Origin of the sequence: Peteryoungia rhizophila (assembly GCF_004912145.1) — a bacterium.
Taxonomy (GTDB): Bacteria; Pseudomonadota; Alphaproteobacteria; order Rhizobiales; family Rhizobiaceae; genus Allorhizobium; species Allorhizobium rhizophilum.
The window spans coordinates 85132-112130 of the sequence record NZ_STGT01000003.1 but is presented as its reverse complement, the minus strand read 5'-3'; the positions used below and the strand labels follow the sequence as shown (position 1 = coordinate 112130).

Here is a 26999-nt window from a genome sequence, read left to right as displayed (position 1 = left end):
ATGAAGGTATCAAGAAAATGAAAAAAGACTTGAAGCTGCTCGATTATCTCGCAGTTCGCCGCTCCATACCCGCATTCCAGATGTGTGAGCCGGGCCCGGACAAGGTGGAAATCGAGTCGATTCTATCTCTCGCGGTCCGCGTTCCCGATCACGGCAAGCTCGCGCCCTGGCGCTTCATCGTCTATCGTGGGGAGGAGCGTGCGCGCATCAGTGAGGAACTGCTGAAGCTGGCTTTGGAAAAGAATCCGGCATTGTCAGAGGAGATGATCCAGGTCGAGCGAACCCGTTTCACCCGCGCGCCCATCGTCATAGGCGTCGTCTCGACAGCCGCTCCACATGCGAAGATCCCCGAATGGGAACAGGTCATGTCGGCCGGCGCCGTCTGCCTCAATCTTCTGATGGCCGCCAATGCCCATGGCTATGTCTCCAATTGGCTGAGCGAATGGTTCGCCTTTGATGAGCGCGCCCATCCGCTGCTGGGAATAAAGCCCGGTGAGAAGGTCGCCGGCTTCATCCATATCGGTTCCACCGAATTCCCGGTCGTCGAGCGCCCGCGTCCGGCGCTAACGGATGTGGTGTCATGGCGGGGCGGCGAGGATTGATGTTCTACGATACCGAATCGAATGCCCATGGAATGGCGCATGATCCCTTCAAGGCGATCGTCGCGCCCCGACCCATCGGCTGGATCGGCAGCAAGGGCAGGGACGGCAGCCGCAATCTGTCGCCCTACTCCTTCTTCAACGCTGTCGGTGATCGGCCGAAGATGGTGATGTTTTCGTCGAGCGGTCGCAAGGACAGTCTGCGCAATGTCGAGGAGACCGGTGTATTCACGGCAAGTTTCGTCAGCCGGTCTCTTCTCGACCAGATGAGTGCCTCTTCGGCGGCAGTTCCCTACGGGGAAGACGAATTCGCCTTGGCAGGCCTCACCGCAGCACAGGGCAGGCTGGTCGATGCGCCCTATGTCGGGGAGGCGGTCGCAGCCCTCGAATGCCGGGTGACCAAGGTTCTGACACTGCCGGACATGGAGGGTGACGAGACGGACAGTCATGCCGTTTTCGGGCAGGTGGTTGGGATCCACATCGCCGACGCCATGATACGCGATGGACGTTTCGATCTGGCATTCGCCGAGCCGATCATGCGGCTTGGTTACATGGACTATGCCGGGATGGGACCCGTCTTCGAACTGAGGCGTCCAAGCCAGCGAACCTAAGACGACGTGCTTGCATCCGTGGTGACGAAACCGATGTCGAGTACGCTTGCGAGACCGGTTAATGAACATGGTGAACGTTTCTTAAACACTTTGAACCTAGTGTTTGGGGCACCGAATGCATCGGGTTTACACAGGTGGCGAGTGGGTTCGACTTTGATCGTTGCAGCTTTTCTCAGATGGGTCGAAACGGCTAAGACGCAGGAGCGCGCCCGCGCGGCGAACGCACTGGCGCGTGCCTATCTCAAGTCTGACATGGCCCCGGAAGAGCGTCAGTCCGCACAGTTGGCGATGACCTATCTGCTCGATGATCCGTCGCCACAGGTCCGTCTTGCATTGGCAGACGTGCTCGCACGCGAGGCGAGGGCGCCCCGCGCACTGATGGTGTCTCTGGCCGAAGATCAGCCCGAGATAGCCTCTGCTGTCATCCTTCACTCTCCGGTTCTGTCCGATGCAGATCTGGTCGACATCGCCGGTCGTGGAACGGTCGAGACCCGCGCGCTAATCGCTGCGCGCTCCGAGGTAAGCGTCGGTGTTGCCGCGGCGCTTGCCGAGATCGGTGACGCTGCAGAATTGGAAGTTCTCCTCGAAAATCCCGGTGCTAGATTTACAGGGTTCACTCTCCGGCGCATCGCCGAACGTCATGGCCATTGCGAGAGGATCCGTGCGCGTCTCCTCGAGCGGGACGACCTCAGTAGCGGTGTGCGCCAGCTCCTCGTTCAGTTCGTGACGGAAGCCTTGGCGAGCTCCAGCCTCGTCATCGGCGCCATCGGCAGCCGACGTATCGAGCGCATTGCGCGTGAGGCCGGTGATTGCGCGACGATTGCGCTTCTGGCAGACGTTCATGGTGAGGAGCTCTCTCGCCTGACCGATCAGTTGCGGCTCGCAGGCCGCCTGACGCCGGCATTCCTGATGCATGCGCTCTGCGCCGGTCGCACCGATTTCTTCTCTGCAGCGATCGTCGCGATATCCGGGTTGGAAGAACGCCGCGTGCGTTCCATCCTCGCCACGGGGCGCTTCCATGCGGCCCGCGCCCTCCTGGAGTCGGCCGGTCTAGGCCGCGATGTCAGTCCTCTGTTCGTCGAGGCAGTGATGCTTTGGCGCAGCCTTATCCAATCGGCCGATTCTTTCGACCTGGAACACATTGCCCATCGTCTGGTGGTGCGTTACCGCAGCGAACACAATCTGAGCGAAGCTGCGCAGGCCCTCATCGATATGGTCGAACGGATGGCGATCGCCGAAGAACGTCGCCTTGCGCGCGACTACGCCAGCGGATTTGCGCTGGCGGCTGCCTGATCGCTTCAGGGGACTATCTTCTTCGCGACCCAGGAATAGCTGTCCGAAACTACGTGGATGGGTTTTTCGAAGATCATCTTGATCTGGGCCGTGCCCGGCAACACCTGCCGAACCGCATCGACAGCCCTGTCTTTCAACGTTCTGTGCTGTTCTTCAGTCGGCATCGTGGCTTGCGCCTGCTCACCAGTATCCGCAAGCGTCTGGTTTGACGCAGCGATCGCCTCGGCAATTTCCGGCGGAGGCATCTGGCACACGGCGACTGCCGTCGGATAGCTGATATTCGTATAGCGCCCGAGGATTTCTTCCGATGCCGCGTCACACAATTCGATCGAAACGAATCGCTCCACCGGCGTTTCGACGAATTCGCATTGGCTGACGCTGTCGTCACATCCGAGGATCGTCATCATGATCAGGGCGGTTTTCATTCATGGGGCTCCGGGGACAGCTGTCAGCGGGGGAGACGAAACAAAAGGAATGGAGCCAAAGCAAGGCATGCGGGCGAAGAGCGTGTGTCCGGCTTGCAGGAGCCGCCGACGGGGAGCGCCGGCTTGTCGCCGCGCCCGACACCAGCAGGATCGTTACCCTGTCGATGCCCGAAGCGGTTCATTATCGGGTTCGACGGCAAGATCCAGCTCACCCTGTGCCTCGATCGGAGGCAGATCGTCCGACAACTCGACCTCGCGGATCCACTCGCGCCAGATCGATACGAGCAGCGCCATCAGGACCGGGCCGATGAAAAGGCCGAGAAAGCCCATGGTCTTCACGCCGCCGACGAGACCGAAGAAAGTCGGCAGGAACGGCAGCTTGATGGGGCCACCGACGAGCCGCGGGCGTACCGTCTTGTCGACGATAAAAAGCTCGACCGATCCCCAGATGAAAAGTGCCACGCCCGGAATTGTCGCACCGCTGGCAACGAGATAGATCGAGACGAGCGTGAAGGAGAGCGGCGCGCCACCAGGAATGAGTGCCATCACGCCGGTGATGACGCCCAGCGTCACCGGCGAGGGCACACCGGCGAGCCAGTAGGCAATGCCGAGTATGATACCTTCGCCGATCGCGATCAGCGTCATGCCGGTGACCGTCGAGCTGATCGTGGCAGGAACCACGCGCGAAATGCGTTCCCACCGATTGGGCAGGATGCGTTCGCCGAGCAGGTCCAACTGGCGGGAGAAATTGGCGCCGTCGCGATAGACGAAGAACAGCGCGATCAGCATGAAGAGCAGCGTCAGCACGAGATGGAAGAGTCCGTCGCCGGCGGCGATCACGGCGCGGTAGATATTGCCGATATTGGCACCGCTGACGATCTGGATGAGCTCTCCGATCGCACCCGGCTGGCCGATATGTTCGGTCCATTTTCCCGCAAGCCATTCACCGATCCGTGGAAGGGCGGAGATCCAGGCCGGGGGCGGCGCGCCTGTCGTATTGGCCTCGACAGCCCAGGTGATCCATTGACGGATTTCCTCGACCGCATAGGAGATCGCAATGCCGATGGGCACGATCAGGAAGGTCAGGATGAAGAGGAGGGCAAGCGTCGCCCCCAGCGTCGTATTGCCGCCGATCCGGTCCAGCAGACGCCGGTAGAGCGGCCAGCTGGCGAAAGCGATGACCAGCGACGCCAGCACAGGCACCAGGAAGCCATGAAAGAAGTAGATCGCCGCAATGCCGATCAGCACCAGCAACCAGCGCGCTACCGAGATCGGAGTAATCAGCGCGATGCGGTTGGCCGTCGCCTGACCGAGCCAACGCGGCCCTTTCGACGGGGTCTGAGTATCAGCCTGGCTCACAATCTGAGGTGTCCCGTTAAAACTGCCCTGCATATGGAGCATTCCAGGTCGGGAAACAAGCGGGACGCCGAGGTCTCATCGTCGACCCGCTTCAGATATCGAGGTTTTCCGCGAAGGCTGCGCGCTCCTGGATGAAGCGGAAACGGGCTTCCGGCTTGGTGCCCATCAGCGCATCCACCGCATCGCGCGTCCCTTCGAAATCGACATCGTCGATGCCGACGCGGAGAAGCGTGCGCTTGGCCGGATCCATGGTCGTTTCCTTGAGCTGTGCAGGCATCATTTCACCGAGGCCTTTGAACCGTCCGATTTCGACCTTCTTGCCCTTGAATACCGTCTCCATGAGTTCGGCGCGATGAACATCATCACGGGCGTAGACGGTCTTCGCGCCCTGGCGGATGACATAAAGTGGCGGCACGGCGAGATAGAGGTGGTTGCCGCGGATAAGTTCGGGCATTTCCTGATAGAAGAAGGTGATCAACAGCGATGCGATATGCGCGCCGTCGACGTCCGCATCGGTCATCACGATAATGCGCTCGTAGCGCAGGTCTTCGTCGCGATACTTCGTCCGCGTGCCACAGCCGAGCGCCTGGATCAGGTCGGCGATCTGCTGGTTGGCCATCAGCTTCTCGCGACTTGCCGAGCCGACGTTGAGAATTTTACCGCGGAGCGGCAGGATCGCCTGGTTCGAGCGATTCCGCGCCTGCTTTGCCGAGCCACCGGCCGAGTCACCTTCGACGATGAAGAGTTCCGCGCCTTCCGCCGTATTCTGCGAGCAGTCGGCGAGCTTGCCCGGCAGGCGCAGCTTGCGCACGGCGGTCTTGCGGTTGACTTCCTTTTCCTTGCGGCGGCGCAGCCTTTCCTCGCAGCGCTCGATGACCCAGTCGAGCAGCTTGGCCGCCTCGTTCGGATTGTCGGCGAGGTAATGGTCGAAGGGGTCGCGCAGCACGTTCTCGACAAGACGCTGGGCCTCGACGGTCGCGAGCTTGTCCTTGGTCTGTCCGACGAACTCAGGCTCACGGATGAAAACCGACAGCATGCCGACAGCAGAAATCATCACGTCGTCGGTGGTGATTTCTTTGGCGCGCTTGTTCTGCGTCAGTTCGGCATAATTCTTGAGGCCCTTGGTGAGCGCGATGCGCAGGCCGGCCTCATGCGTGCCGCCTTCGGGTGTCGGAATGGTGTTGCAGTAGGAATGCAGAGCCGGGTCGCCACCATACCAGGTGACAGCCCATTCCATAGCGCCATGGCCGCCGGTCTTTTCGGTCTTGCCGGCAAAGATTTCGCGGGTGACCGTGAATTCCTTGCCGAGCGTTGCAGCGAGATAGTCCTTCAAGCCTCCGGGGAAGTGGAAGACGGCCTTTTCCGGGATGTCGCCGCCTTCCGGTACCATGCCCGGATCGCAGGACCAGCGGATCTCGACGCCGCCGAAAAGATAGGCCTTGGAGCGCGCCATGCGGAAGATCCGGCCCGGATCGAACTTTGCATGGTCGCCGAAGATCTGCGGATCGGGGTGGAAGCGCACGCGCGTTCCACGGCGGTTGTGCACTTCGCCCAGTTCTTCGAGGCCACCCTGCGGTACGCCGCGCGAAAACGTCTGGCGGTAGAGCTTGCGATTACGTGCGACTTCGACCTCGAGCAGGTCGGAAAGTGCGTTGACGACGGACACGCCGACGCCGTGCAGACCACCTGACGTCTCATAGGCCTTTCCGTCGAACTTACCGCCAGCATGCAGCTTGGTCATGATCACTTCGAGCGTCGACTTGCCAGGCACCTGCGGATGAAGTTCGACGGGGATACCGCGGCCATTGTCGGTGACCGTCAGGAAGCCCTGGGTGTCGAGATGCACGTCGATGAAGTTGGCATGGCCGGCCACCGCTTCGTCCATCGAGTTGTCAATGACTTCGGCAAACAGGTGATGCAGCGCCTTCTCGTCCGTGCCGCCGATATACATGCCCGGACGCATGCGCACCGGCTCAAGACCTTCGAGAACCCGAATCGAGGAGGCGCCGTATTCGTCGCCGGAAGAGGTCGTCGGCAGTGCGGCCGATGACACTGGCGCTGCAGCCGGGCGTGCGGCCGGGGCAGGGGGCGCAGTGGTCACGGGATCTGCCTCGACCTTCTGGGCGAGCGGCATGCCGGAAAAGAGATCGTTGTCGTCCATGGCGTCGTTCGATACTCTGTTGCTGTTCGATGCCGGTCTGCGGCACCTTCAGAAAGCCGCCGTACCTGGCCAGTCGCATCTGCGAATCGGTCGGATTGTGCCAGAAAGGCAGGGCAGGCGCGAAGGGCCAATGAGCCGGCGCATGTTGAATTCGGGCCAGCTTTGCGTGGCGCATTTCGCGAAGGCAAGCGTGAGCCGAAAGGAAACCCATCTTCCATGCAGATGTCCACAGCTCATTTCCGCACTGCGGCGATTTCCTGCGTTCTCTTTCCGTTTCTGTTTCTGGCCAGTGCCCATGCACAAGCTGTGGGGCCCTTCAAGGACGACCTCTTCTCGGCGCAAAGAGCGATCGAGACTGGCGACGGCGGCGACTTCACGATCATCGACTATGACGAGATGCGCGACATCAATGGCCGTGACAGCATTCCCGAACGGCGGGTGAAGGATCGTTACGTCTCACTCAAGGTTCGCCGCGTCCAGGAGAACCAGACCCTCAATCTCGCGACCGGCCCCATTGAGGTCGGCAGGGTTGGCCTCGATCAGGGCCAGGCCTTCACAGTGATCTTCATTCATGGCCGGGGCGGCGATCGGCGTCTGGGTCTCAACGACATCAGCTTCGGCGGCAACTTTAACCGGCTGAAGAACCTCGCCGCGGAAAACGGGGGGACCTATTACACCCCCTCAGTCCGAAGCTTCGACGAGAAGGGTGTAGCAGACGTCGCCGCCCTTGTTGCCTATGCTTCGGCCCAATCCGCCGGCAAACCCGTGGTCCTCGCCTGCGCCTCGATGGGCAGCTTCATCTGCTGGGGTATCTCGCGCGATCCGGCGACGGTGGCGAAACTCTCCGGCATGGCAATCCTCGGCGGAGCGCCGGATCCGGCCTTGTTCCAGAGTGCCGCTGCCAAGGCCAAGTTGCCGATCTGGTTCACGCACGGCAGTCGCGACAGCGTCTATGCCGCCGCCGACCAGTTGGCGATCTATCGAAAGCTGCGCGGCGCAGGTCAGCCTATCCGCTTCACGCTCTTCGAGACCGGCTCCCATGGAACGCCGGTCCGTATGTCGGACTGGCGCGCCCTGTTGAACTGGCTGATCCGCTGACTTCTGTCGCCCGAGTTGGGAGCTCGGCGATCTGCTCGACGCGGCGGGACATTTGCCGTTTGTCTGGGCAACATCCGACTGGATTTTCACCATGCCGCCTGATTAAGCAGCCAATCTTTCGCCGCAATCTTTCCTTTGCGGCTCAGATTTGCTACTTCGCAGAAGCGAAATAGGGGTTTAGACGACATGACACCGGATGTTCGTCCGCTGGTTGCGGGCAATTGGAAGATGAACGGCACGCGGGACTCGCTCGATCAGATCAAGGCCATCGCCGAAGGCGTCCAGGGGCCGCTGTCCGAAAAGGTCGAAAGCCTGATCTGCCCGCCAGCAACTCTGCTTTATGTGGCGACCGCGCTTTGCACGGACAGCCCGCTGCAGATCGGTGCGCAGGATTGCCACCAGAACGCATCTGGCGCCCATACAGGTGACATTGCAGCCGAGATGATTGCAGACTGCTTCGGCACCCATGTGATCGTCGGTCATTCCGAGCGCCGCACCGACCATGCCGAGACAGATCATCTGGTGCGCGCCAAGGCCGAAGCAGCCTATGCCGCCGACCTCACGGCCGTCATCTGCATCGGCGAGACGGCGGACGAGCGCAAGTCCGGCCAGACGCTCGACATCCTGAAGCGACAGCTTTCCGGCTCGGTTCCAGATGGTGCCAAGGCCGAGCGGACCGTGATCGCCTATGAACCGGTCTGGGCGATCGGCACGGGCTTGACCCCGACAACGGCCGACGTCGCGGAAGCGCACGCATTTCTGCGGACGGAACTCGTCAAGCGCTTCGGTGCCGAAGGCAAGCTGATGCGCATCCTATATGGAGGGTCGGTGAAGCCCTCCAACGCAATGGAGCTCATGGCTGTCGAGAATGTCGACGGCGCCCTGATCGGCGGCGCGAGCTTGAAGGCCGCAGATTTCCTCGCCATATACCGGGTCTACGAGGACCTCACCGCCTGAAGGGCAAAGCCCTGAAATGCGGGAGAGGGGGTTTCAATGCCCGTTCCTCTCATGTAAAGAGCCGCCAACCTCATTGATTTTGCCCCTGTTGGGCAGGATGGACATTCCATGCAGACCGTATTGCTCGTCATCTATCTAATGGTCGTCGTCGCTCTGATCGGCGTCGTCCTCATCCAGCGGTCGGAAGGCGGCGGTCTCGGCATCGGCGGCGGATCTGGCTTCATGTCGGCGCGCGGCACGGCCAATGCCCTGACCCGCACGACGGCGATCCTCGCCACGCTCTTCTTCGTCATCTCGCTGGCGCTCGGCATTCTCGCCCGTTACGAATCCCGCCCGACCGATATCCTCGACCGGATCCCGGCCGGAAACGGGACGACCCAGGGTGGCGGCAGCGTTCTCGACCAGCTGCCTGGTGCAGCACCCGCGCAGCCTTCGACGACGGCGCCGGCAGCGACAACGCCTGCCGCACCGGCCGCACCGGCACCGGCTGCAGACCCCAACGCCGTTCCGAACAACTGATCGGAACGAGATCCATCACTCCGGCGGGCTCCAGGGTCCGCCGGTTTTCTTTTGTCTGAATTCCGCCGCCGTGCACGAAATTTGTGTGTGAGACCATTTTGGGCTGGCGGAATCGAATCTGAAACGGTATCCGGTGAAGCCCATGGCGCGATATGTATTCATCACTGGCGGCGTGGTTTCCTCTCTCGGTAAAGGAATTGCGGCCGCAGCTCTCGGGGCATTGTTGCAGGCACGGGGTTACCGCGTGCGTCTGCGCAAGCTGGACCCCTATCTCAACGTTGACCCGGGCACCATGAGCCCGACTCAGCACGGCGAAGTCTTCGTCACCGACGACGGTGCCGAAACCGACCTCGACCTCGGCCACTATGAGCGTTTTACCGGCCGCTCGGCCACCAAGACCGACAACATCACCACCGGCCGCATCTACAAGAACATCATCGACAAGGAACGCCGCGGCGATTATCTCGGCGCAACCGTCCAGGTCATTCCGCACGTCACGAATGAAATCAAGGATTTTGTGATCGAGGGCAATGACGACTACGATTTCGTCATCTGCGAAATCGGCGGCACCGTCGGCGACATCGAAGCCATGCCCTTCATGGAAGCGATCCGCCAGCTCGGCAACGACCTGCCGCGCGGCACGGCCGTCTATGTTCACCTGACCCTGATGCCTTTTATTCCCGCGGCTGGCGAACTGAAGACCAAGCCGACCCAGCATTCCGTCAAGGAACTGCAGGCACTGGGCATTCATCCGGACATCCTGCTGGTTCGTGCCGATCGTGAGATCCCGCAGGCCGAGCGCCGCAAGCTCTCGCTGTTCTGCAACGTCCGCGAAAGCGCCGTGATCCAGGCCCTCGACGTCGCCAACATCTATGACGTGCCGATGGCCTACCACAAGGAAGGCCTCGACAACGAGGTTCTTGCTGCCTTCGGCATCGAACCGGCACCGAAGCCGCGTCTGGATGCCTGGGAAGAGGTCTGCAACCGCATCCACACGCCGGAAGGCGAAGTCACGATCGCGATCGTCGGCAAGTATACAGGCCTCAAGGATGCCTATAAGTCACTGATCGAAGCCCTCTATCACGGTGGCATCGCCAACCGTGTGAAGGTGAAACTCGAATGGATTGAGTCCGAGATCTTCGAAAAGGAAGATCCGGCGCCGTGGCTTGAAAAGGTCAACGGCATCCTCGTGCCCGGCGGCTTCGGCGAGCGCGGCTCTGAAGGCAAGATCCTCGCTGTCCAGTTCGCTCGCGAACGCAAGGTGCCGTATTTCGGCATCTGCTTCGGCATGCAGATGGCGGTCGTGGAAGCTGCCCGCCATCTGGCCGGCATCGAAAAGGCCTCCTCGACGGAATTCGGCAAGACCGAAGATCCTGTCGTCGGCCTGATGACCGAGTGGATGAAGGGCAACGAGCTCGAGAAGCGGTCCGCAGTCGGCGATCTCGGCGGCACGATGCGCCTCGGCGCCTACAAGGCGTCGCTCAAGAAGGGCACGAAGATCTCCGAGATCTATGGCTCGCAGGATATCTCCGAACGCCACCGCCACCGCTACGAGGTCAACGTCGATTACAAGGACCGGCTGGAAGCCTGCGGCCTCGTCTTTTCCGGCATGTCGCCGGACGGCCTGCTGCCGGAAACGGTCGAATATCCTGATCATCCGTGGTTCATCGGCGTCCAGTATCACCCGGAACTGAAGTCGCGCCCACTCGACCCGCACCCGCTCTTTGCGAGCTTCATCGGCGCAGCGCTGGAGCAGAGCCGCCTCGTCTGACGACGAGACTGCAAGAACACGTTCAGGGACCCGGCCATGTGCCGGGTCTTTCGATTCCTGGTCAGGCGAAGACGTGGGCCGCTTGGCCGTTCAAGGACGCAGCAGCAGGACGGGTACGGTGTCTCCCGCCTCGGCGGCTGGCGCATGTGGCGGGCGCACGATCAGGCAGTCGGATTGCGCGAAGATCCGCATCATCGAGGAATCCTGCTTGCCGAAGCTCTCGACGGCGGGCATGTCGTCACGGCCGGCAATCAGCCGTGCGCGGACATAGTCCTGACGCTTGTCGTTGGCGGGCAGGGCTTTGCTTGACCGGGCCATTGCCATGCGCTGACGTGGCTGTCGTTGCCCGAGGAGGCACAGCAGCGGCTCCAGGAAGAGAAGCCCGCAGACGAGGCTGGAAATGGGGTTTCCGGGCAGCCCCATCACCTGCATTTCGCAAAGCCGTCCGACCATCAGCGGCTTGCCGGGACGCATGGCGATGCGCCAGAAATCGAGCTCCATGCCAGCCGAAATGAGCGTCGATTGGACGAGGTCGTGATCCCCGACAGAGGCGCCGCCGAGGGTCACCAGAACATCGGCACCGCTCAAGCGCGCTCGCTCGATCGCCTGCAGCAGGAGATCGCGGTCGTCGGGGACGATCCCCAGATCGATAACGTCGCCACCGTTGTCGCGCGCCAGCGCGGCTATACCGAATGTGTTCGAGCCGATGATCTGGCTTGGGCCCGGAGCAGTTCCTGGGCTGACGAGTTCGTCACCGGTGGCCAGGATAGCGATCTTCGGGCGGCGAAAGACCGGCAATGTCGCATGGTTCATGGCCGCTGCAAGCGTCAGGTGGCGGAAGTCGAGATGAAGACCAGCGGCGAGCGCTACGTCCCCCTCGGCGAAGTCTTGTCCACGTGGGCGGATATGTCGACCTACCGTGACCGCAAAGGTCGTCCGGATCCGACCATCGACAAGCTTCTCCGCATCCTCTTGGAGCAGGATGCTGTCGGCACCGGCAGGAACAGGTGCTCCGGTGAAGATCCGCACGGCCACGCCACGGCTTGCTTGGCCTGAGAAGCCATGCCCGGCGGCGGATTCGCCGATCACCGTCAGAAGTGATCCGACCTCGGCAGCATCTGCCGCGCGAAGCGCATAGCCATCCATGGCCGAGGCATCGAAGGGAGGCTGGGTGAGGCGGGCGGCGAGATCGGTGGCCAGCACTCGACCATTGGCTTCATGCAGTGACACCGCTTCGGTGTCTGCGATCGGCTGTGCTCCGGCCAGAAGCCGCGCCAGCGCGTCCTCGACCGGCAAGAGCGACATCAGCCGCGCTCCGGATGGCGGTAATCACCGGACTTGCCACCGCTCTTTTCCATGACCCGCACACCGCCGATTTCCATCGTCTTGTCGACGGCTTTCGCCATGTCGTAGATCGTCAGGCAGGTCACCGATACAGCCGTCAGCGCTTCCATCTCGACGCCCGTCTTACCAGTCAGCTTGACCGTCGCTTCGACCCGCAGGCCCGGAAGATCTGGATCTTCAGAAATGTCGACGCTGACCTTCGACAGCATCAGCGGGTGGCAGAGCGGGATGAGATTTGCCGTCTGCTTGGCTGCCATGATCCCGGCGATCCGGGCCGTGCCGATCACGTCGCCCTTTTTGGCATTCCCTTCTCGGATCGTCGAAAGCGTCTCCGGCTTCATCTTGACGAAGCCTTCGGCGACAGCAACGCGAACCGTGTCGATCTTGGCCGATACGTCGACCATATGCGCTTCGCCGGAAGCGCCGATGTGCGTCAGTCCAATCGTCCCGGCAGTCATTCCGCCGCCAGAGCGCCGGTCTCGCCGGTCAGCAGCAGATGCGTGGCCGCAGCGACGTCGTCCTTGCGCATCAGGCTCTCGCCGACGAGGAAGGTGCTTATGCCGGACTTCTCCAGGCGCTGGCAGTCTTCATAGGTGAAAATGCCGCTCTCGCCGACCAGCAGGCGATCCGCGGGCACCATGGCCGCCAGTTCTTCACTGACAGTGAGGCTGACTTCGAAGGTCCGCAGATTGCGATTGTTGATGCCGACGAGCGGAGATTTGAGCTTCAGCGCACGCTCCATCTCTTCGGCGTCATGAACTTCGATCAGCACGTCCATGCCGAGTTCGAATGCCACCGCTTCGAGTTCGGACGCTTCGGCATCCGACAGCGATGCCATGATCAGCAGGATACAATCACCACCCCAGGCGCGGGCCTCATAGACCTGGTATGCGTCGAACATGAAATCCTTGCGCAGCGCCGGCAGGCTGCACGCCTTGCGGGCCGCTGACAGGAATTCCGGCGCACCCTGGAAGCTTGGCGTGTCCGTGAGAATCGAGAGGCAGGCAGCGCCGCCCGCTTCATAGGCGAAGGCCAGTGCCGGCGGATCGAAATCCGGGCGAATCAGCCCCTTGGACGGGCTCGCCTTCTTGATTTCGGCGATCAGCCCGAAACGGCCTTCGTCACGGGCCCGAACAAGAGCCCGGTAAAAGCCACGCGGCACGTCCTGGTTCGCCGCGATCCGGTCCTTGAGTTCGGAAAGCGAGACGGAAGCCTTCGCGGCTGCGATCTCTTCCCGCTTGTAGGTCTCGATGCGCCTCAGAATATCGGTCATGATCTCAAGCTTAGCCCGAAGTGGCGGAGTTGGAAATGGTGATCAGCGTTTCGAGCGCATGGGCGGCACTGCCGGTGTCGAGTGACTGGCTGGCCAGGTGCATGCCCTCGGTTACATCCGTCGCCTTGCCGGCCACGATCAGCGAAGCGGCCGCGTTGCAAAGCGCCACGTCACGATAGGGCGTCTTTGCCCCGCCGAGCACGTCTCGAAGGGCAGCCGCATTCACCTCGCCGTCACCACCACGGATGGCATCCAGCGATACGGTTTCGACCCCGAAATCATCTGGGGTGAGCTCGAAGCTGCGGATTTCGCCATCCTTGAGTTCTGCCACATGGCTCGGGCCGGTCGTGGTGATTTCGTCGAGACCGCTGCCATGCACGACCCAGGCGCTGGTCAGGCCGAGGTCGCGCAAGGCTTCGGCGCCGGGGATCAGCCATTCCGGCGAGTAGACGCCGAAGAGCTGCTTCTTGACCCGTGCCGGGCTCGAAAGCGGACCGACGATGTTGAAGATGGTGCGGGCGCCGAGTTCGACGCGGGCAGGGCCCACATGGCGCATCGCCGGATGATGGAGCTGGGCGAACATGAAGCCGATGCCGGCCTCCCGGATGCAACGCGAGATGAGGTCCGGCTCGATGTCGAGCTTCACGCCGAGCTGTGAGAGCGCATCGGCAGTGCCAGATTTCGAGCTGAGTGCCCGGTTGCCATGCTTGGCGACCGGAACCCCGGCGCCGGCGACGATCAGTGCCGCCAGTGTCGAGATGTTGTAGGTATTGGTGCCGTCACCGCCGGTCCCGACGATGTCGATCGCATCGGCGGGTGCATCCACCGGCACCATCTTCTGCCGCATGATCCAGACCGCGCCGGCGATTTCGTCGACAGTTTCCCCACGCACGCGCAAGCCCATCAGGAAGCCGCCGACCTGGGCCATGCTGGCTTCGCCCGACATCAAGATTTCGAACGCGTCGCTCGCCTCCTGCCGCGTGAGCGGCTGGCGCGTGGCGATCTTGGCGATGAAGGGTTTCAACCCGGACATGTGACAGCTCCCCCTGATGACCTGCGTTTACCGGACGATGGCCTGCTGGGCCAGCGCCTGATTGAAGGTCACGCCGTATTCCGCCTGCAACTGGCTCACCATCTGGTCGAGAATGTCGTCCCCGGCAGCATTGGCAAGCTGGCCGATCTGTTCGTCCTCGTTCAGCGGCACGCCCCCGGTCGGCTGATCACGGACGGCCGTAACCGTCAACAGGATCTGCGTGGAGGGATCGCCGCCCGAGGCTGTCGCGACCGTACCCTGCGGTCCGGAGAAGGCGGCTGTGATGGCGGTCGGTCCAAGAACCGTGTCTTCGCTGCGTCGGGTAACGCCGGCCTTGCTTTCGACGGCGAGGCCAAGTTCTGTTGCGATGTCCTCAAGCGTGCCACCGTCGGCGATCCGCTTGCGAAGGCCCTCGGCCAGTGCGCCGAGTGCGACGCGCTGCTGCTCGGCTGTCCAGTCTGCTACGGCCTTTTCGCGAACTTCGGTCAGTTCCCGGTCTCGTGCTGCCTTGATGTCCGTGACATCGAACCAGATGAAGCCGTTGCTGCCGAGATTGACCGGAAGTGCCTCGACGCCGATGTCGGTGCGGAAGACCTCGGCCAGGACCTTGTCTCGCTCCGGAATGCCGGCAACTTCCGTCTCACGACTGTCGAGGCCGCGGTTGTCGATGTCGGTGACAGTCGCGGTTGTCAGCTTGAGCTGGTCGGCGGCTTCCTTCAGCGTCGAACCGCCGGCGCGAAGGTCTTCGAACTGGTCATGCACGGCGGTGATATCAGCAATGGCAGCGGCTTCGGCCAGCGCCACGCGGATGTCTTCCTTCACTTCGTCCAGGCTTTGTGTCCGCCCGTCGTTGATGTTGGTGATGCGCAGGATGACCGGCCCGAGAGCGCCGTCCACGACCGGCGTTGTGCCACCTTCCGCTGTCACGGCGAAGGCCGCTTCCGCAAGGGCAGGATCGGGCAGGCGGTCGCGGGTGAATTCTCCGAGCAACACATCGCCTGCAGTCTTGCCCTGATCGGCGACCAATTGGTCGAAGCTTGTGCCGTTCTGCAGTTCCGAGAGAGCGGCATCCGCAATCTCGCGGTTTTCGAACGACAGCTGTTCAATGGTGCGTGTGCCGGCGATTTCATACGCCGCCTTGCGCCGTTCATAGTCTTCGCGGATCTGCTCGTCGGTGATCGCGGTTGTGTCGGCAATGTCCGCCGGCTCGAGCTTCACATAGTTGAAGCTGCGATATTCCGGGGCGCGATAACCGGACTTGGTTGTCTCGAACCAGGCGGCGAGCGTCGCGTCGTCGGGTGCCTTGACCGGTTCGATATTGGCATTGGTCAGCAGCAGATAATTGATGTCGCGGTTCTCGTAACGATAGGACTTGATCGCATCGATCAAAACTTTCGGGGCGACGAATCCATCAGCCGTGGCGTCGACGATCTGGCTGCGGATCGCGACCTTGGAGCGCTCCTGGATGTAGTCGTCTTCCCGCAGGCCCGCATTGCGGAGGCGGGATGAGAAGAGGCCACGGTCGAAGCTGCCGGCTGAGTTCTTGAAGGCCGGATCATCGGCGATCAACTGCGCCAGGCGGTCCTGAGACAATCCGAGATTCATGTCCGCTGCGAGCTGGTCGAGGGCTGCGCCAGCTGCGAGCTGCGAAAACACCTGCCCCTCGATCCCGAAGGCGCGCGCCTGCTCGGTGGTCAATTGCATGCCGAAGCGGCTGCTCATGTCCGAAACCTGCCGCTGATAAGCGAAGGCGAAATCAGCAGACGAAACGGTCTGGTCCCCCACGGCGACAACAGTGTCGGACGTGTTGCTGAACAATGATGCCGACACCCCCCAGACGCCGAAGGAGGCGACAAGCAGGATCAGCAGGATCTTGGCGAACAGGGTTTTGGAAGCTTTTCTCAAGACGACGAGCATCGGGACGCATGAACCTCATTGTAAATCTTCGTCCGGGACGAAGCAGGTTGACTTCCTTAGAACAAAGCTTTCGGGAAATGAAGGCATTCGACGGCGAAATGCGTAGCCATCACGCGGAGTTTGACCGCTTTGGGCGCGCTGGGCCAACAATCCGGCATCCGAAACGAAAGAAGGCCGGGCGGAGCCGGCCTTCTTCTATAGCGATGATGACGGCCTGCCTCAGCGTTCCGAGAGCGCCTTGTAATCACGCTTCGGCTCGCCGGTGTACAACTGGCGGGGACGGCCGATGCGCTGCTGTGGGTCTTCGATCATCTCGTTCCACTGTGCGATCCAGCCGACGGTGCGCGCGAGTGCGAAGAGAACGGTGAACATGGTCGTCGGGAAGCCGAGTGCACGCAGCGTGATACCCGAATAGAAGTCGACGTTCGGGTAGAGCTTCTTCTCGATGAAATAGGGGTCGTTGAGCGCGATCTTCTCGAGCTCGAGAGCCACCTTCATCAGCGGATCATCGGCATGGCCGGTCGCTTCTAGGACCTCGTACATGGTCTTCTGCATGATCTTCGCGCGCGGGTCATAGTTCTTGTACACGCGGTGACCGAAGCCCATGAGACGGAACGGATCGTTCTTGTCCTTGGCCTTGGCGATGTATTCCGGAATGCGGTCGACCGAGCCGATTTCCATCAGCATGTTAAGAGCCGCCTCGTTGGCGCCACCATGCGCGGGGCCCCAGAGGCAGGCGATGCCGGCCGCGATGCAGGCGAACGGATTGGCGCCCGACGAGCCGGCGAGACGCACGGTCGAGGTCGACGCATTCTGCTCGTGATCGGCGTGCAGGATGAAGATGCGGTCCATCGCGCGCGACAGGACCGGGTTCACCTGGTAGTCCTCGCAAGGAACTGCAAAGCACATGCGCAGGAAGTTCGACGCGTAGTCCAGATCGTTCTTCGGATAAACGAAGGGTTGGCCGATGTGATACTTGTAGGCCATCGCAGCGATCGTCGGCATCTTCGCGATCATGCGCAGCGAGGCGACCATGCGCTGATGCGGATCGGTGATGTCGGTCGAGTCGTGATAGAAGGCGGAGAGTGCGCCGACCGTACCGACCATGACCGCCATCGGATGGGCGTCACGGCGATAGCCGGAGAAGAACTTGCTCATCTGCTCGTGCACCATGGTGTGGTGCGTCACGCGATAATCGAAGTCCTTCTTCTGGGCTGCCGTCGGCAGTTCGCCGTAAAGGAGCAGGTAGCAGACTTCCAGGAAGTCGCCCTTGTCCGCGAGTTGCTCGATCGGATAGCCGCGGTGCAAAAGCGTGCCTTCGTCGCCGTCGATATAGGTGATCTTGGATTCGCAGGATGCCGTGGACGTGAAGCCCGGATCGTAGGTGAACGTGCCCGTGTGCTTGTAAAGGGCTGCGATGTCGATGACGTCAGGGCCGATCGTGCCGGCCTTGACGCTCAGGTCGACAGTCTTGTCACCGAGTTTCAAAGAAGCGCTTTTGTCCGTCATGCTGATCCTCCGGAATTGGCGGGAAGGCGTCTCGAAAAAGCCGCCATCGGTTAAGCGTGTTGATGTAGCTATATGATACCGAAGTTAATGCCAAGCTATCCAAAGGGCAAATTGTGCATCGCGAAACGGCAATGATCGAACCGATCGGTTCTAATCGTTTGAAGCTCGGATAGGCCGCAGATTCGCAGTGCACTACAAGCTTTGATTGTTCTCCGTTTTACCTTATTCTGCCCGCGGATGGGGCTGATCCGGCCGAGCAGACGCAATGGTCGAAGTGACGGAAAAGCAGGGTGAATCGGGCAGACGGTCGGCTGAGATGCCGGCTCGTCGAGCGGTGTTTTATGCACCTCTCCTGCCATCTGCGACCCGACCGACAGCCTCCGGTCCCAAGGCTCCGATCTACGCTGCCTTGCGTCGCCTCCCAGCCTACGGCGGCGAATGCGTCGTCGATGAAATGCGCTACGGACACCTCTTTCTCTTTCTACCGGTTTGCCTCGGTGGCGGCGCTGCAGTCTGGTTTGCGATGCCCAGCCCGCCCTCGGCCGTCATCCTCATTACGCTCCTCGCGGTGCTCTCTATCGCGCTGTTTCGGTCCACACGGGACACTGCGTCCCATGTGATTCTGTCGGCCGTCTGCCTGACTGTGGCTGGCATGCTGCTTGCGCAATGGGAGACGGCGCGCGCCGCAACCGTGATCCTGGATCAGCCCCTCGTTACGACGGTCACAGGCGTCGTCGAGCGCCGCGAGCAGGGGGCTGCCGGTGAGTGGCGCTACACGCTGCGAGTGACGGCCACGACCGAACCGAGTGTGCGGCGGCCACCCGATCGGGTGAATGTACTGGCGCGTAGCAGACATGCACCGGCTGCGATCGGCGACTCGTTGAGCGGCCGGGCACGGCTTTCGCCACCGTCCGGCCCTGCCATGCCCGGTCTGAACGATTTCGCTTTCCAGAGCTATTTCAACGGGATCGGCGCAGTGGGTTTCTTCCTGGGCCCTCCCGCGACGTTCGCCAATCTGGATGTTGCTGACATGGACGTGCTGACCCGCATCGACAGGGCGCTCTTTTCTCTGCGCGACCGGATCTCGACCCGCATTCGTGCCGTCTTGCCCGGAGACGCGGGCGCTTTTGCCGCGCAGATCATCACCGGCGAGCGCCGCTCGATGTCCGAAGAAGCGACGGAGGCGCTTCGTGTCTCTGGTCTCGCCCATATCTCCGCAATTTCGGGGCTCAACATGGCACTGGCTGCGGGCATATTCTTCGTCGGCCTCCGGGCTCTGCTCAGCCTGGCGCCGGCGCTCACCCAGCGCTTTCCGATCAAGAAGATCGCTGCAATCGGCGCGCTGATGGCCATTACCGGTTATGTCCTGATCTCCGGCTATCAGGTTTCGGCGGTTCGGGCCTATCTGATGACGGCGATCATGCTCTTCGCGGTCCTCTTCGATCGACCGGCCATCAGCCTGCGCAATCTCGCGCTCGCAGCCACGGCCATTCTCGTCGTGCAGCCGTCGGCCGTGATGGGGCCGAGCTTCCAGATGTCCTTTGCCGCAACTGCAGGTCTGATCGCCGGCTATGCCGCTTGGCGGTCCAGGCCACGGACCATTCTGCCGCCGGCGCGCTCACTCGGCCTACGGATCGCTGCCGGCGGCGCAAAACTCGTCGGCGGTACACTGGCGACATCGCTGATCGGCGGACTGGCGACTGCGATCTTTGCCATCACTCATTTTCACCGCCTCTCAACCCATGGCCTCGAAGCCAATCTTGCCGCCATGCCGCTGATCTCGCTCGTGGTCATGCCGGCGGGTTTCATTGCCATGCTGCTCATGCCCTTCGGCCTCGATGGGCCCTTTTTCTGGATCATGGGGCAGGGGCTCGAACTGGTTCTTTCCGTTGCGTCCACGGTAGCTGGTTGGGGCGAGGGCTATGTCTTTCCACGCCTTCCCAGTTGGTTCATGCTCGGAACGAGCGCCGGCATGCTCTTGCTGACGCTCTTGCGCAGCAGTCTGCGGCACATCGGGACCGCACTCATTGCGGCCACCCTGGCGGCGACCTGGCTCATGCCGAGACTGGACACTGGAGAGTTGGTGATCAGCGAAGACGCCAGGTTGGTCGCGTTGCTCACCGGGCAAGGCGAGGGGCGAACCCTGGCCATCAACCGAACTCGCCCGCCGACCTTCATCTTCGACCAATGGCGGCCGGTCCTGGATGTGGAAACGACGATGCAGCCTATGATGCTCGCAATCGGCGAATTGCCAGCAGCACCCGACTGGCGCACGGGAGAGACATGGAGTGCGGTACAGCGATCGTCAGCAGAAGCGCTTCTCGATCAATTGACGGAAACCGCCGAAGTCGACCGCTTCACCTGCATCAAGCAGGCCTGTGCCGTCCGGATGCAATCGGGCAAGATGCTGATGACCCTCGATCGTCCCGACCTGGTCGGCGCCGCTTGCGACCGTGCCGATATCGTCGTTCTGGCGGCTCGCACGCGTTTGAACGCCTGCCGCTCTGGCGCGTTCCTCATCTCGCAGACCAGCCTGCGAGCCACCGGAGCCATTGAAATCTTCGGTCTTGAGGGCGCACCGCATTACCTGACGATAAGGGCATCTTTCGAGGGAAAGCCGAGACCCTGGACGGCCCACCGCCTCTACGACTGGCGCACGGCATCCACGGCAGAAGCACACACTCTCCAGCTACCCGTTAGAGAGCGGGACCAAGCTTCAGACACCATCCCGGTATCTGCAGTTGAAGTTGCTCAGTGATACCTGCGGATGAGGCCGACCAGCTTGCCCTGGATCTTGACCCGATCCGGCGGGAAGATCCGGGTTTCATAGGCCGGGTTAGCGGCCTCCAGGGCGATCGAAGCTCCGCGGCGGCGGAAACGTTTCAGCGTGGCTTCCTCGTCATCGACCAGGGCCACGATAATGTCGCCCGGATTGGCATTGGACGCATTGCGAATGATGACGGTATCGCCGTCGAGAATCCCGGCTTCGATCATCGAATCGCCTTTGACCTCAAGCGCGTAATGATCGCCGGCGCCGATCATCTCGGCCGGCACGGTGATGTCATGGGTGTTGTTCTGGATTGCCGAAATCGGCACGCCTGCCGCGATGCGACCCATGACCGGTACGGAGACAGAGGAATGGTTTTCCTCTACCGAGGGCTTGTTGAGCGAGGGCGGCGGCGTCTTGCCGAGACTGCCTTCGATCACGCTCGGTGCGAACCCGCGGCGCGGCTGCAGGCTCGGCGTGTAGGCTTCTGGCAGCTTGATCACCTCCAGCGCACGTGCCCGATTCGGCAGGCGGCGGATGAAGCCGCGCTCTTCCAGCGCGGTAATCAGCCGGTGGATGCCAGATTTCGATGCGAGGTCCAGCGCATCCTTCATTTCGTCGAAGGACGGCGGGACACCCGATTCCTTCATCCGTTCATGGATAAAGAGAAGCAGTTCCTGTTGCTTGCGCGTCAGCATGTGTGGTGCCCCTAAGGTGAAACAAATCCAGAACAGACACTATATGTTCCATATGTGTTCTGCAAGGGGATAAATTTTCGTGAAGAGAGGGTGAGAAAATGCGATAGCCGACTGGTTTCCTCACGAACGGCTTCGGGCCATACGTCTTGGCCTTTGCCATGGGCTCTCCGAGGATGATTAGCTCAACGCCAGCGAGAAGGTGCACATGCTCAGGGACATCGAAAAGATCGTTTTGGGAAAGCAGGCTTCAGACCTCACGTCGGCGGAGAAGAATGTGGTGGTTCGGGCGCGCCAACGGCGCACGGTCTCCACCAACGCCGGCGAGGATTTCCTGGCTGGCGCCACGTTCGGTCAGCGGCTGGCCGATGGCATCGCGCGGGTCGGCGGATCCTGGGGCTTCATCATTGCCTTCCTTCTCTTCCTGGTCGGCTGGGTGGTCTTGAACGCGGTGCTCCTGGCAACCCGGGCGCTTGACCCCTATCCGTTCATCTTCCTCAATTTGCTGTTGTCCATGCTCACCGCCATCCAGGCGCCGATCATCATGATGAGTCAGAATCGTCAGACCGAACGCGATAGGTTCATGGCGGCCAAGGATTACGAGATCAACCTGAAGGCCGAGATCGAGGTGCTTGCCCTGCACCACAAGATAGACGAGCAGGTTCTGAAGGAACTCCGCGAAATCCGCCAGGAAATCGATGCGTTGCGTCAGGCGATCGCCGCCCTTTCAAGCCGGTCGCATAATCCTTAAGTTGTGACCGAGAAAACCGAGAGCACTTATGTCCCATCCTGTTTTTACGCCGCGCGCCATCGATCATCTCGTCCTGCCCGTGGTCGATCTGGAAACCAGCCGCGATCGACTTAGCCGCCTGGGTTTCACCGTCGCCGCCGATGCCTCCCATCCTTTCGGTACCGAGAACGCCTGTGTCTTCTTCGCCGATGACACCTATCTGGAACCGCTCGCTGTCGGCAGCCGCGAGGACTGTCTGGAGGCGCAGCGCGATGGAAATGTCTTTGTGGCCCGCGACCAGGCATTTCGTTTTCGTCGCGGCGAGGGGCTTTCGGCGATCGTGGTGAAAACAGACGATGCCACAGCCGACGATGCACGCTTTCGCGATGAGGGCCAAAGCGCCGGTCGCTTGCTGCAATTCTCGCGTCAATTCAGGTTTCCGGACGGCCGGACAGCGGACGGGACCTTCCGGCTCGCCTTTGCAGCCGACCTGCGGGCGCCTGATTTCTTCGCCTTCGCCTGTGAGCGCGTGAGCCCGCTTCCGACCGATCGCGGCGCCTTGATTGTCCACGCCAATGGTGCCGCCGGTCTTCGGCGCATCGTCCTTACCGAGGAAAACCCGAGTGATTTCCAGTATCTTCTGGAAATGGCGCTCGATCAGCGAGACGTCACGGCCCATTCCTTCGGCATTTCGATCGAGGCCTCCAATGCTTCGGTCGACGCCCTGACGACGGAAGGATTTTTGGCCCATTACGGCGTAGATCTCGTCCAGCCGGAGCGCGGTCTACTGGGCTGTGCCGTGGTGGTCTCGGTCGCTGATCTCGGCGTGACAGAAGCCTGCCTCGCTGCTAATGGCGTCCAATATCACAAAACGGGCGCGCGCCTCGTTGTCGCGCCGGAAAAGGGGCAGGGTGTGACCTTCGCCTTCGAGGAGTTGAAATGAGCGTTTCTCCCAATTCGGAAGTCGTGGTCGGCGAAGGTACGGCCAAGGCCGTCTTCACTCACAAGGGCCGCTTCGCACTGATCGCTGGCCCCTGCCAGATGGAAAGCCGCGACCACGCCTTCATGATCGCCGGCCAGCTCGTCGAGCTCTGCCGCGAACTCGGCCTCGGCCTTGTCTACAAATCCTCCTTCGACAAGGCGAACCGCACCTCGCTGTCGGCCGAGCGCGGCATCGGCTTGGAAACGGCGATGGAAGTCTTTGCCGACATCAAGAAGGAATTCGGCGTTCCTGTCCTGACCGACATTCACACGGAAGAACACTGCGCGGCCGTCGCGCCGACCGTCGATATCCTGCAGATCCCGGCCTTTCTCTGCCGCCAGACGGACCTGCTGATTGCGGCTGCGAAGACCGGCCGTGCGATCAACGTCAAGAAGGGCCAGTTCCTAGCCCCCTGGGACATGAAGAACGTCCTGAACAAGATCACCGGCTCCGGCAATCCGAACGTGCTGCTGTGCGAACGCGGCGCCTCCTTCGGCTACAACACGCTCGTCTCCGACATGCGCTCGATGCCGATCATGGCCGCCATGGGCGCGCCCGTTGTTTTCGATGCCACCCACTCGGTGCAGCAGCCGGGCGGGCAGGGCGGCTCCTCCGGTGGCCAGCGCGAATTCGTTGAGACGCTTGCACGTGCGGCAGTCGCCGTCGGCGTCGGCGGCCTCTTCATCGAGACGCACCAGGATCCGGACAATGCTCCCTCGGATGGTCCGAACATGGTGAAGATCACTGACATGCGCCGGCTGCTGGAAAAACTGATCGCCTTCGACGAGATCGCCAAAGCGGCATGAACCACATCGGTGGCGCTTCAATCGGTTGAACCGAGAGCGCTGCCGAATAGTTCGCTTTAAATCGATTAGATTTCCGTCATTCCGCGTCCTATCCGTCATTGTATTTTCCCGATCATCGGATAAGAGAGGATGACTCACAGGCGGGTCCGCAGGCTTCGTGCCCGGTGATCGGCCTCCGAGCCTTGTCCAATTTCCGTCTACAGGGAGCGAACATGACCGCCATCACCGACATCATCGGCCGCGAAATTCTTGACAGCCGCGGCAACCCGACCGTCGAAGTCGACGTCTATCTCGAAGACGGCAGCATGGGCCGCGCGGCTGTTCCCTCGGGCGCCTCGACCGGTGCGCATGAAGCCGTCGAACTGCGCGACGGTGGCTCGCGCTACCTCGGCAAGGGCGTCGAAAAGGCAGTCGAAGCCGTCAACGGCGAAATCTACGATGCAATCGGCGGTCACGATGCCGAAAATCAGATCCAGATCGACAATCTGATGATCGAACTCGACGGCACGCCGAACAAGGCCCGACTCGGCGCCAACGCCATCCTCGGTGTTTCGCTCGCCGTCGCCAAGGCAGCCGCCCAGGCGTCAGGCCTGCCACTCTACCGCTATGTCGGTGGTCCGAACGCCCATGTCCTGCCGGTTCCGATGATGAACATCATCAATGGCGGCGCCCATGCCGACAACCCGATCGATTTCCAGGAATTCATGATCGTGCCGGTTGGTGCAGACACCATCCGCGACGCCGTTCGCATGGGTTCGGAAGTCTTCCACACGCTGAAGAAGCAGCTGGCAGCCGACGGCCACAACACGAACGTCGGTGACGAAGGCGGTTTCGCGCCCGGTCTCGCCTCTGCTCCGGCCGCACTCGACTTCATCATGAAGTCGATCGAAAAGGCCGGCTACCGTCCGGGCGAAGACATGCACATCGCGCTCGACTGCGCCTCGACCGAATTCTTCAAGGACGGCAAGTACGTTCTCGAAGGTGAAGGCCGTACGCTCGAGCCGGAAGCCATGGCCGAATACCTCGCTGAGCTGGCTGCCAAATATCCGATCTTCTCGATCGAAGACGGCATGGCAGAAGACGATTGGGACGGCTGGAAGTCGCTCACCGACAAGGTCGGCAAGAAGATCCAGCTCGTCGGCGACGATCTGTTCGTCACCAACTCGGCCCGTCTGCGCGACGGCATCAAGATGGGCGTTGCCAACTCCATCCTCGTCAAGGTCAACCAGATCGGTTCGCTTTCGGAAACCCTCGACGCCGTCTCGACCGCACACCGCGCCGCCTACACCGCCGTGATGTCGCACCGTTCGGGCGAAACCGAGGATTCGACCATTGCCGATCTCGCGGTTGCCACCAACTGCGGGCAGATCAAGACCGGTTCGCTTGCCCGCTCCGACCGGACCGCCAAGTACAACCAGCTGATCCGCATCGAGGAAGAACTCGGACCGCAGGCCGTTTACGCAGGCTCCTCGATCCTGCGCGGCTGATCTCGTCCGCACTCCGTTCGAAGCCCGTGCCGGTTCCCCGGCGCGGGCTTTTTCTTTTGCACTGCGATTAGGGTCAACGGTCGGTTAAGGTATGGCGGTTACCCTTGCGACAAGTTCAGCGTTTTAGGGCATTTGTCGGCATGTGGACCAGACATCATAAGAAGAAAAAATACGGTCGTCTCATTCTTCCCGCTGTCACAATCGCTTTCCTGTCCTATTTCGGTTATCACTCAATCCATGGCGATTATGGCTTGAGGGCCGGCCAGCAGTTCGAGGGTATTCGTCTCGAACGCGCAGCCGAGCTCGAGAAGCTCGTGGCGCAGCGCACGGCTCTGGAGAAGGAAGTCAGTCTGTTGAGCGACGGCTCGCTCGATGAAGACATCATCGACGAAAAAGCCCGTTATCAGCTGAATATGTCGCGTCCGGACGAAATCGTCATCTTCAATACCTATTTCTAATTAACCTGAAAAAGGTTAATCGTAAATTTTTAAGTCATTACAGTTGCTTGCGGCGAATGTGAGCCATGCATTTATGGCATTGCCGCCGTCGTCTTTCTTCCCTATTCTGCGTTCAACGTTGGACTATAATAACCCATGGGAGGGATGCATGGCGCCTCGCAAGCCAGCAGCTGCGAACGGTCGGAAATCTTCCGCCAAGTCGGCCGGCAAAGAATTCACCGGGAAGAACTCACCTGAATTCGGAGCAGACGAAGAGCTTCACGCCTATCGTGAAATGCTTCTGATCCGCCGGTTCGAAGAGAAGGCCGGCCAGCTTTACGGCATGGGCTTCATTGGTGGCTTCTGTCACCTCTATATCGGCCAGGAAGCTGTCGTTGTCGGCATGCAGATGGCGCAGAAGGAAGGTGATCAGGTCATCACCGCCTATCGCGACCACGGGCACATGCTCGCTGCGGGCTTGAGCGCTCGTGGCGTCATGGCCGAGCTCACGGGTCGCCGCAGCGGCCTGTCGAAAGGCAAGGGCGGCTCCATGCATATGTTCTCGAAAGAGAAGCATTTCTATGGTGGCCACGGCATCGTCGGCGCGCAGGTTTCGCTCGGAACCGGTCTTGCCTTCGCCAACAAGTATCGCGGCAATGATAATGTCGCGGTGGCCTATTTCGGCGACGGCGCTGCGAACCAGGGCCAGGTCTACGAGAGCTTCAATATGGCTGCCCTTTGGCAGTTGCCGATCATCTACATCGTTGAGAACAACCGTTACGCCATGGGCACCTCGACGGCCCGCGCCACGGCCCAGTCGAACTACTCGCTGCGTGGCTCCGGCTTCGGCATCCCCGGCGTCCAGGTCGACGGCATGGATGTGCGCGCGGTGAAGGCTGCCGCCGATGAGGCGCTCGAGCATTGCCGTTCCGGCAAGGGTCCGATCATTCTTGAAATGCTGACCTACCGCTATCGCGGCCACTCGATGTCCGACCCGGCCAAGTATCGCTCCAAGGAAGAAGTGCAGAAGATGCGGTCCGAGCAGGATCCCATCGAGCAGGTCAAGGCTCGTCTGCTGGAAAATGGCTGGGCCTCAGAAGACCAGCTGAAGGCAATCGACAAGGATGTGCGCGACGTTGTTGCGGACAGTGCCGATTTCGCCCAGGCCGATCCGGAGCCGGATGTTTCCGAGCTCTATACCGACATTCTTCTGTAATCGGGGAGGG

24 protein-coding genes are annotated in these 26999 nt (G+C 61.3%); 14 read left to right on the top strand and 10 right to left on the bottom strand.

What is annotated here, in order from left to right; translation table 11 throughout:
* Nucleotides 1-17 precede the first annotated feature (17 nt).
* From E9677_RS11410 to E9677_RS11400, 3 genes are all read left to right on the top strand, one after another.
* The gene (locus E9677_RS11410; RefSeq protein ID WP_136558242.1) at nt 18-602 is read left to right on the top strand and encodes a nitroreductase family protein; all 585 of its coding nucleotides are present in this window, start codon (nt 18-20) and stop codon (nt 600-602) included.
* Nucleotides 602-1210, top strand: coding sequence for a flavin reductase family protein (locus E9677_RS11405; protein ID WP_136558241.1), 609 nt, complete (start codon nt 602-604; stop codon nt 1208-1210). The genes E9677_RS11410 and E9677_RS11405 overlap by 1 nt, the downstream gene beginning before the upstream one ends.
* Before the next feature lie 153 nt (nt 1211-1363).
* Complete coding sequence (locus E9677_RS11400) at nt 1364-2503, top strand: DUF2336 domain-containing protein (RefSeq protein ID WP_136559039.1); 1140 nt, start codon at nt 1364-1366, stop codon at nt 2501-2503.
* Between the two features lie 5 nt (nt 2504-2508).
* Here E9677_RS11400 and E9677_RS11395 read toward each other — a convergent pair whose 3' ends face one another.
* The 3 genes from E9677_RS11395 to parE form a co-directional block, all read right to left on the bottom strand.
* A complete protein-coding gene (locus E9677_RS11395) occupies nt 2509-2928 on the bottom strand; it encodes a hypothetical protein (RefSeq protein ID WP_136558240.1) in 420 nt (139 codons plus the stop codon).
* 153 nt (nt 2929-3081) lie between these two features.
* On the bottom strand, nt 3082-4287 hold the full coding sequence (locus E9677_RS11390) for an AI-2E family transporter (RefSeq protein WP_136558239.1): 1206 nt from the start codon (nt 4285-4287) through the stop codon (nt 3082-3084).
* Between the two features lie 91 nt (nt 4288-4378).
* A complete protein-coding gene (parE, locus tag E9677_RS11385; RefSeq protein WP_136558238.1) occupies nt 4379-6448 on the bottom strand; it encodes a DNA topoisomerase IV subunit B in 2070 nt (689 codons plus the stop codon).
* Nucleotides 6449-6670: 222 nt separating this feature from the next.
* Here parE and E9677_RS11380 point away from each other — a divergent pair, with 222 nt between their 5' ends.
* The 4 genes from E9677_RS11380 to E9677_RS11365 all read left to right on the top strand — a co-directional run bounded on the left by E9677_RS11380 (nt 6671) and on the right by E9677_RS11365 (nt 10793).
* Entirely contained in the window at nt 6671-7546 is an 876-nt protein-coding gene (locus E9677_RS11380; protein ID WP_408014727.1) for an alpha/beta fold hydrolase, read from the top strand.
* A 186-nt stretch (nt 7547-7732) separates the two neighbouring features.
* Nucleotides 7733-8503: a triose-phosphate isomerase gene (tpiA, locus tag E9677_RS11375; protein ID WP_136558236.1), complete on the top strand. Its 771-nt coding sequence runs from the start codon at nt 7733-7735 to the stop codon at nt 8501-8503.
* A 108-nt stretch (nt 8504-8611) separates the two neighbouring features.
* Entirely contained in the window at nt 8612-9022 is a 411-nt protein-coding gene (gene secG / locus E9677_RS11370; RefSeq protein ID WP_136558235.1) for a preprotein translocase subunit SecG, read from the top strand.
* Between the two features lie 133 nt (nt 9023-9155).
* Complete coding sequence (locus E9677_RS11365) at nt 9156-10793, top strand: CTP synthase (protein ID WP_168801195.1); 1638 nt, start codon at nt 9156-9158, stop codon at nt 10791-10793.
* Nucleotides 10794-10883: 90 nt separating this feature from the next.
* On the opposite strand, the gene E9677_RS11360 is transcribed toward E9677_RS11365, so the two are convergent.
* The 6 genes from E9677_RS11360 to gltA all read right to left on the bottom strand — a co-directional run bounded on the left by E9677_RS11360 (nt 10884) and on the right by gltA (nt 17869).
* Nucleotides 10884-12098, bottom strand: coding sequence for a molybdopterin molybdotransferase MoeA (locus E9677_RS11360; protein ID WP_136558233.1), 1215 nt, complete (start codon nt 12096-12098; stop codon nt 10884-10886).
* Entirely contained in the window at nt 12098-12595 is a 498-nt protein-coding gene (moaC, locus tag E9677_RS11355; RefSeq protein ID WP_136558232.1) for a cyclic pyranopterin monophosphate synthase MoaC, read from the bottom strand. The genes E9677_RS11360 and moaC overlap by 1 nt, the downstream gene beginning before the upstream one ends.
* A complete protein-coding gene (trpC, locus tag E9677_RS11350; protein WP_136558231.1) occupies nt 12592-13410 on the bottom strand; it encodes an indole-3-glycerol phosphate synthase TrpC in 819 nt (272 codons plus the stop codon). Before trpC ends, moaC begins: the two co-directional genes overlap by 4 nt.
* Before the next feature lie 10 nt (nt 13411-13420).
* Nucleotides 13421-14443: an anthranilate phosphoribosyltransferase gene (gene trpD / locus E9677_RS11345; protein ID WP_136558230.1), complete on the bottom strand. Its 1023-nt coding sequence runs from the start codon at nt 14441-14443 to the stop codon at nt 13421-13423.
* Nucleotides 14444-14470: 27 nt separating this feature from the next.
* The gene (locus E9677_RS11340; RefSeq protein WP_136558229.1) at nt 14471-16360 is read right to left on the bottom strand and encodes a peptidylprolyl isomerase; all 1890 of its coding nucleotides are present in this window, start codon (nt 16358-16360) and stop codon (nt 14471-14473) included.
* A gap of 219 nt (nt 16361-16579) precedes the next feature.
* Nucleotides 16580-17869, bottom strand: a complete 1290-nt coding sequence (gene gltA, locus E9677_RS11335; protein ID WP_136558228.1) for a citrate synthase — start codon at nt 17867-17869, stop codon at nt 16580-16582.
* A gap of 265 nt (nt 17870-18134) precedes the next feature.
* Here gltA and E9677_RS11330 point away from each other — a divergent pair, with 265 nt between their 5' ends.
* Nucleotides 18135-20627, top strand: a complete 2493-nt coding sequence (locus E9677_RS11330) for a ComEC/Rec2 family competence protein (RefSeq protein ID WP_235882932.1) — start codon at nt 18135-18137, stop codon at nt 20625-20627.
* On the opposite strand, the gene lexA is transcribed toward E9677_RS11330, so the two are convergent.
* Complete coding sequence (gene lexA, locus E9677_RS11325) at nt 20621-21334, bottom strand: transcriptional repressor LexA (protein ID WP_136558227.1); 714 nt, start codon at nt 21332-21334, stop codon at nt 20621-20623. The two genes, E9677_RS11330 and lexA, sit on opposite strands and share 7 nt — an antisense overlap.
* Nucleotides 21335-21539: 205 nt before the next feature.
* Between lexA and E9677_RS11320 the strand changes: the two genes are divergently transcribed.
* The 6 genes from E9677_RS11320 (at nt 21540) to pdhA (ending at nt 26989) form a co-directional block, all read left to right on the top strand.
* Nucleotides 21540-22082, top strand: a complete 543-nt coding sequence (locus E9677_RS11320; protein ID WP_136558226.1) for a DUF1003 domain-containing protein — start codon at nt 21540-21542, stop codon at nt 22080-22082.
* 28 nt (nt 22083-22110) lie between these two features.
* Nucleotides 22111-23004 carry a VOC family protein gene (locus E9677_RS11315; RefSeq protein WP_136558225.1) on the top strand — a complete coding sequence of 298 codons (894 nt, stop codon included), beginning with the start codon at nt 22111-22113 and terminating at the stop codon, nt 23002-23004.
* Entirely contained in the window at nt 23001-23849 is an 849-nt protein-coding gene (gene kdsA / locus E9677_RS11310) for a 3-deoxy-8-phosphooctulonate synthase (protein WP_136558224.1), read from the top strand. Before E9677_RS11315 ends, kdsA begins: the two co-directional genes overlap by 4 nt.
* A 212-nt stretch (nt 23850-24061) precedes the next feature.
* Nucleotides 24062-25336 carry a phosphopyruvate hydratase gene (eno, locus tag E9677_RS11305; RefSeq protein ID WP_136558223.1) on the top strand — a complete coding sequence of 425 codons (1275 nt, stop codon included), beginning with the start codon at nt 24062-24064 and terminating at the stop codon, nt 25334-25336.
* 140 nt (nt 25337-25476) lie between these two features.
* Entirely contained in the window at nt 25477-25794 is a 318-nt protein-coding gene (locus E9677_RS11300; protein WP_136558222.1) for an FtsB family cell division protein, read from the top strand.
* A 148-nt stretch (nt 25795-25942) separates the two neighbouring features.
* Complete coding sequence (pdhA, locus tag E9677_RS11295; protein ID WP_136558221.1) at nt 25943-26989, top strand: pyruvate dehydrogenase (acetyl-transferring) E1 component subunit alpha; 1047 nt, start codon at nt 25943-25945, stop codon at nt 26987-26989.
* Nucleotides 26990-26999: the final 10 nt, after the last annotated feature.

Coding starts and splice junctions, on each gene's coding strand:
- E9677_RS11410 (WP_136558242.1), top strand. CDS start 18: ATGAAAAAAGACTTGAAGCTGCTCGATTATCTCGCAGTTCGCCGCTCC.
- E9677_RS11405 (WP_136558241.1), top strand. CDS start 602: ATGTTCTACGATACCGAATCGAATGCCCATGGAATGGCGCATGATCCC.
- E9677_RS11395 (WP_136558240.1), bottom strand. CDS start 2,928: ATGAAAACCGCCCTGATCATGATGACGATCCTCGGATGTGACGACAGC.
- parE (WP_136558238.1), bottom strand. CDS start 6,448: ATGGACGACAACGATCTCTTTTCCGGCATGCCGCTCGCCCAGAAGGTC.
- E9677_RS11380 (WP_408014727.1), top strand. CDS start 6,671: ATGTCCACAGCTCATTTCCGCACTGCGGCGATTTCCTGCGTTCTCTTT.
- tpiA (WP_136558236.1), top strand. CDS start 7,733: ATGACACCGGATGTTCGTCCGCTGGTTGCGGGCAATTGGAAGATGAAC.
- secG (WP_136558235.1), top strand. CDS start 8,612: ATGCAGACCGTATTGCTCGTCATCTATCTAATGGTCGTCGTCGCTCTG.
- E9677_RS11360 (WP_136558233.1), bottom strand. CDS start 12,098: ATGTCGCTCTTGCCGGTCGAGGACGCGCTGGCGCGGCTTCTGGCCGGA.
- moaC (WP_136558232.1), bottom strand. CDS start 12,595: ATGACTGCCGGGACGATTGGACTGACGCACATCGGCGCTTCCGGCGAA.
- trpC (WP_136558231.1), bottom strand. CDS start 13,410: ATGACCGATATTCTGAGGCGCATCGAGACCTACAAGCGGGAAGAGATC.
- trpD (WP_136558230.1), bottom strand. CDS start 14,443: ATGTCCGGGTTGAAACCCTTCATCGCCAAGATCGCCACGCGCCAGCCG.
- E9677_RS11340 (WP_136558229.1), bottom strand. CDS start 16,360: ATGCTCGTCGTCTTGAGAAAAGCTTCCAAAACCCTGTTCGCCAAGATC.
- gltA (WP_136558228.1), bottom strand. CDS start 17,869: ATGACGGACAAAAGCGCTTCTTTGAAACTCGGTGACAAGACTGTCGAC.
- E9677_RS11330 (WP_235882932.1), top strand. CDS start 18,135: ATGGTCGAAGTGACGGAAAAGCAGGGTGAATCGGGCAGACGGTCGGCT.
- lexA (WP_136558227.1), bottom strand. CDS start 21,334: ATGCTGACGCGCAAGCAACAGGAACTGCTTCTCTTTATCCATGAACGG.
- E9677_RS11320 (WP_136558226.1), top strand. CDS start 21,540: ATGCTCAGGGACATCGAAAAGATCGTTTTGGGAAAGCAGGCTTCAGAC.
- E9677_RS11315 (WP_136558225.1), top strand. CDS start 22,111: ATGTCCCATCCTGTTTTTACGCCGCGCGCCATCGATCATCTCGTCCTG.
- kdsA (WP_136558224.1), top strand. CDS start 23,001: ATGAGCGTTTCTCCCAATTCGGAAGTCGTGGTCGGCGAAGGTACGGCC.
- eno (WP_136558223.1), top strand. CDS start 24,062: ATGACCGCCATCACCGACATCATCGGCCGCGAAATTCTTGACAGCCGC.
- E9677_RS11300 (WP_136558222.1), top strand. CDS start 25,477: ATGTGGACCAGACATCATAAGAAGAAAAAATACGGTCGTCTCATTCTT.
- pdhA (WP_136558221.1), top strand. CDS start 25,943: ATGGCGCCTCGCAAGCCAGCAGCTGCGAACGGTCGGAAATCTTCCGCC.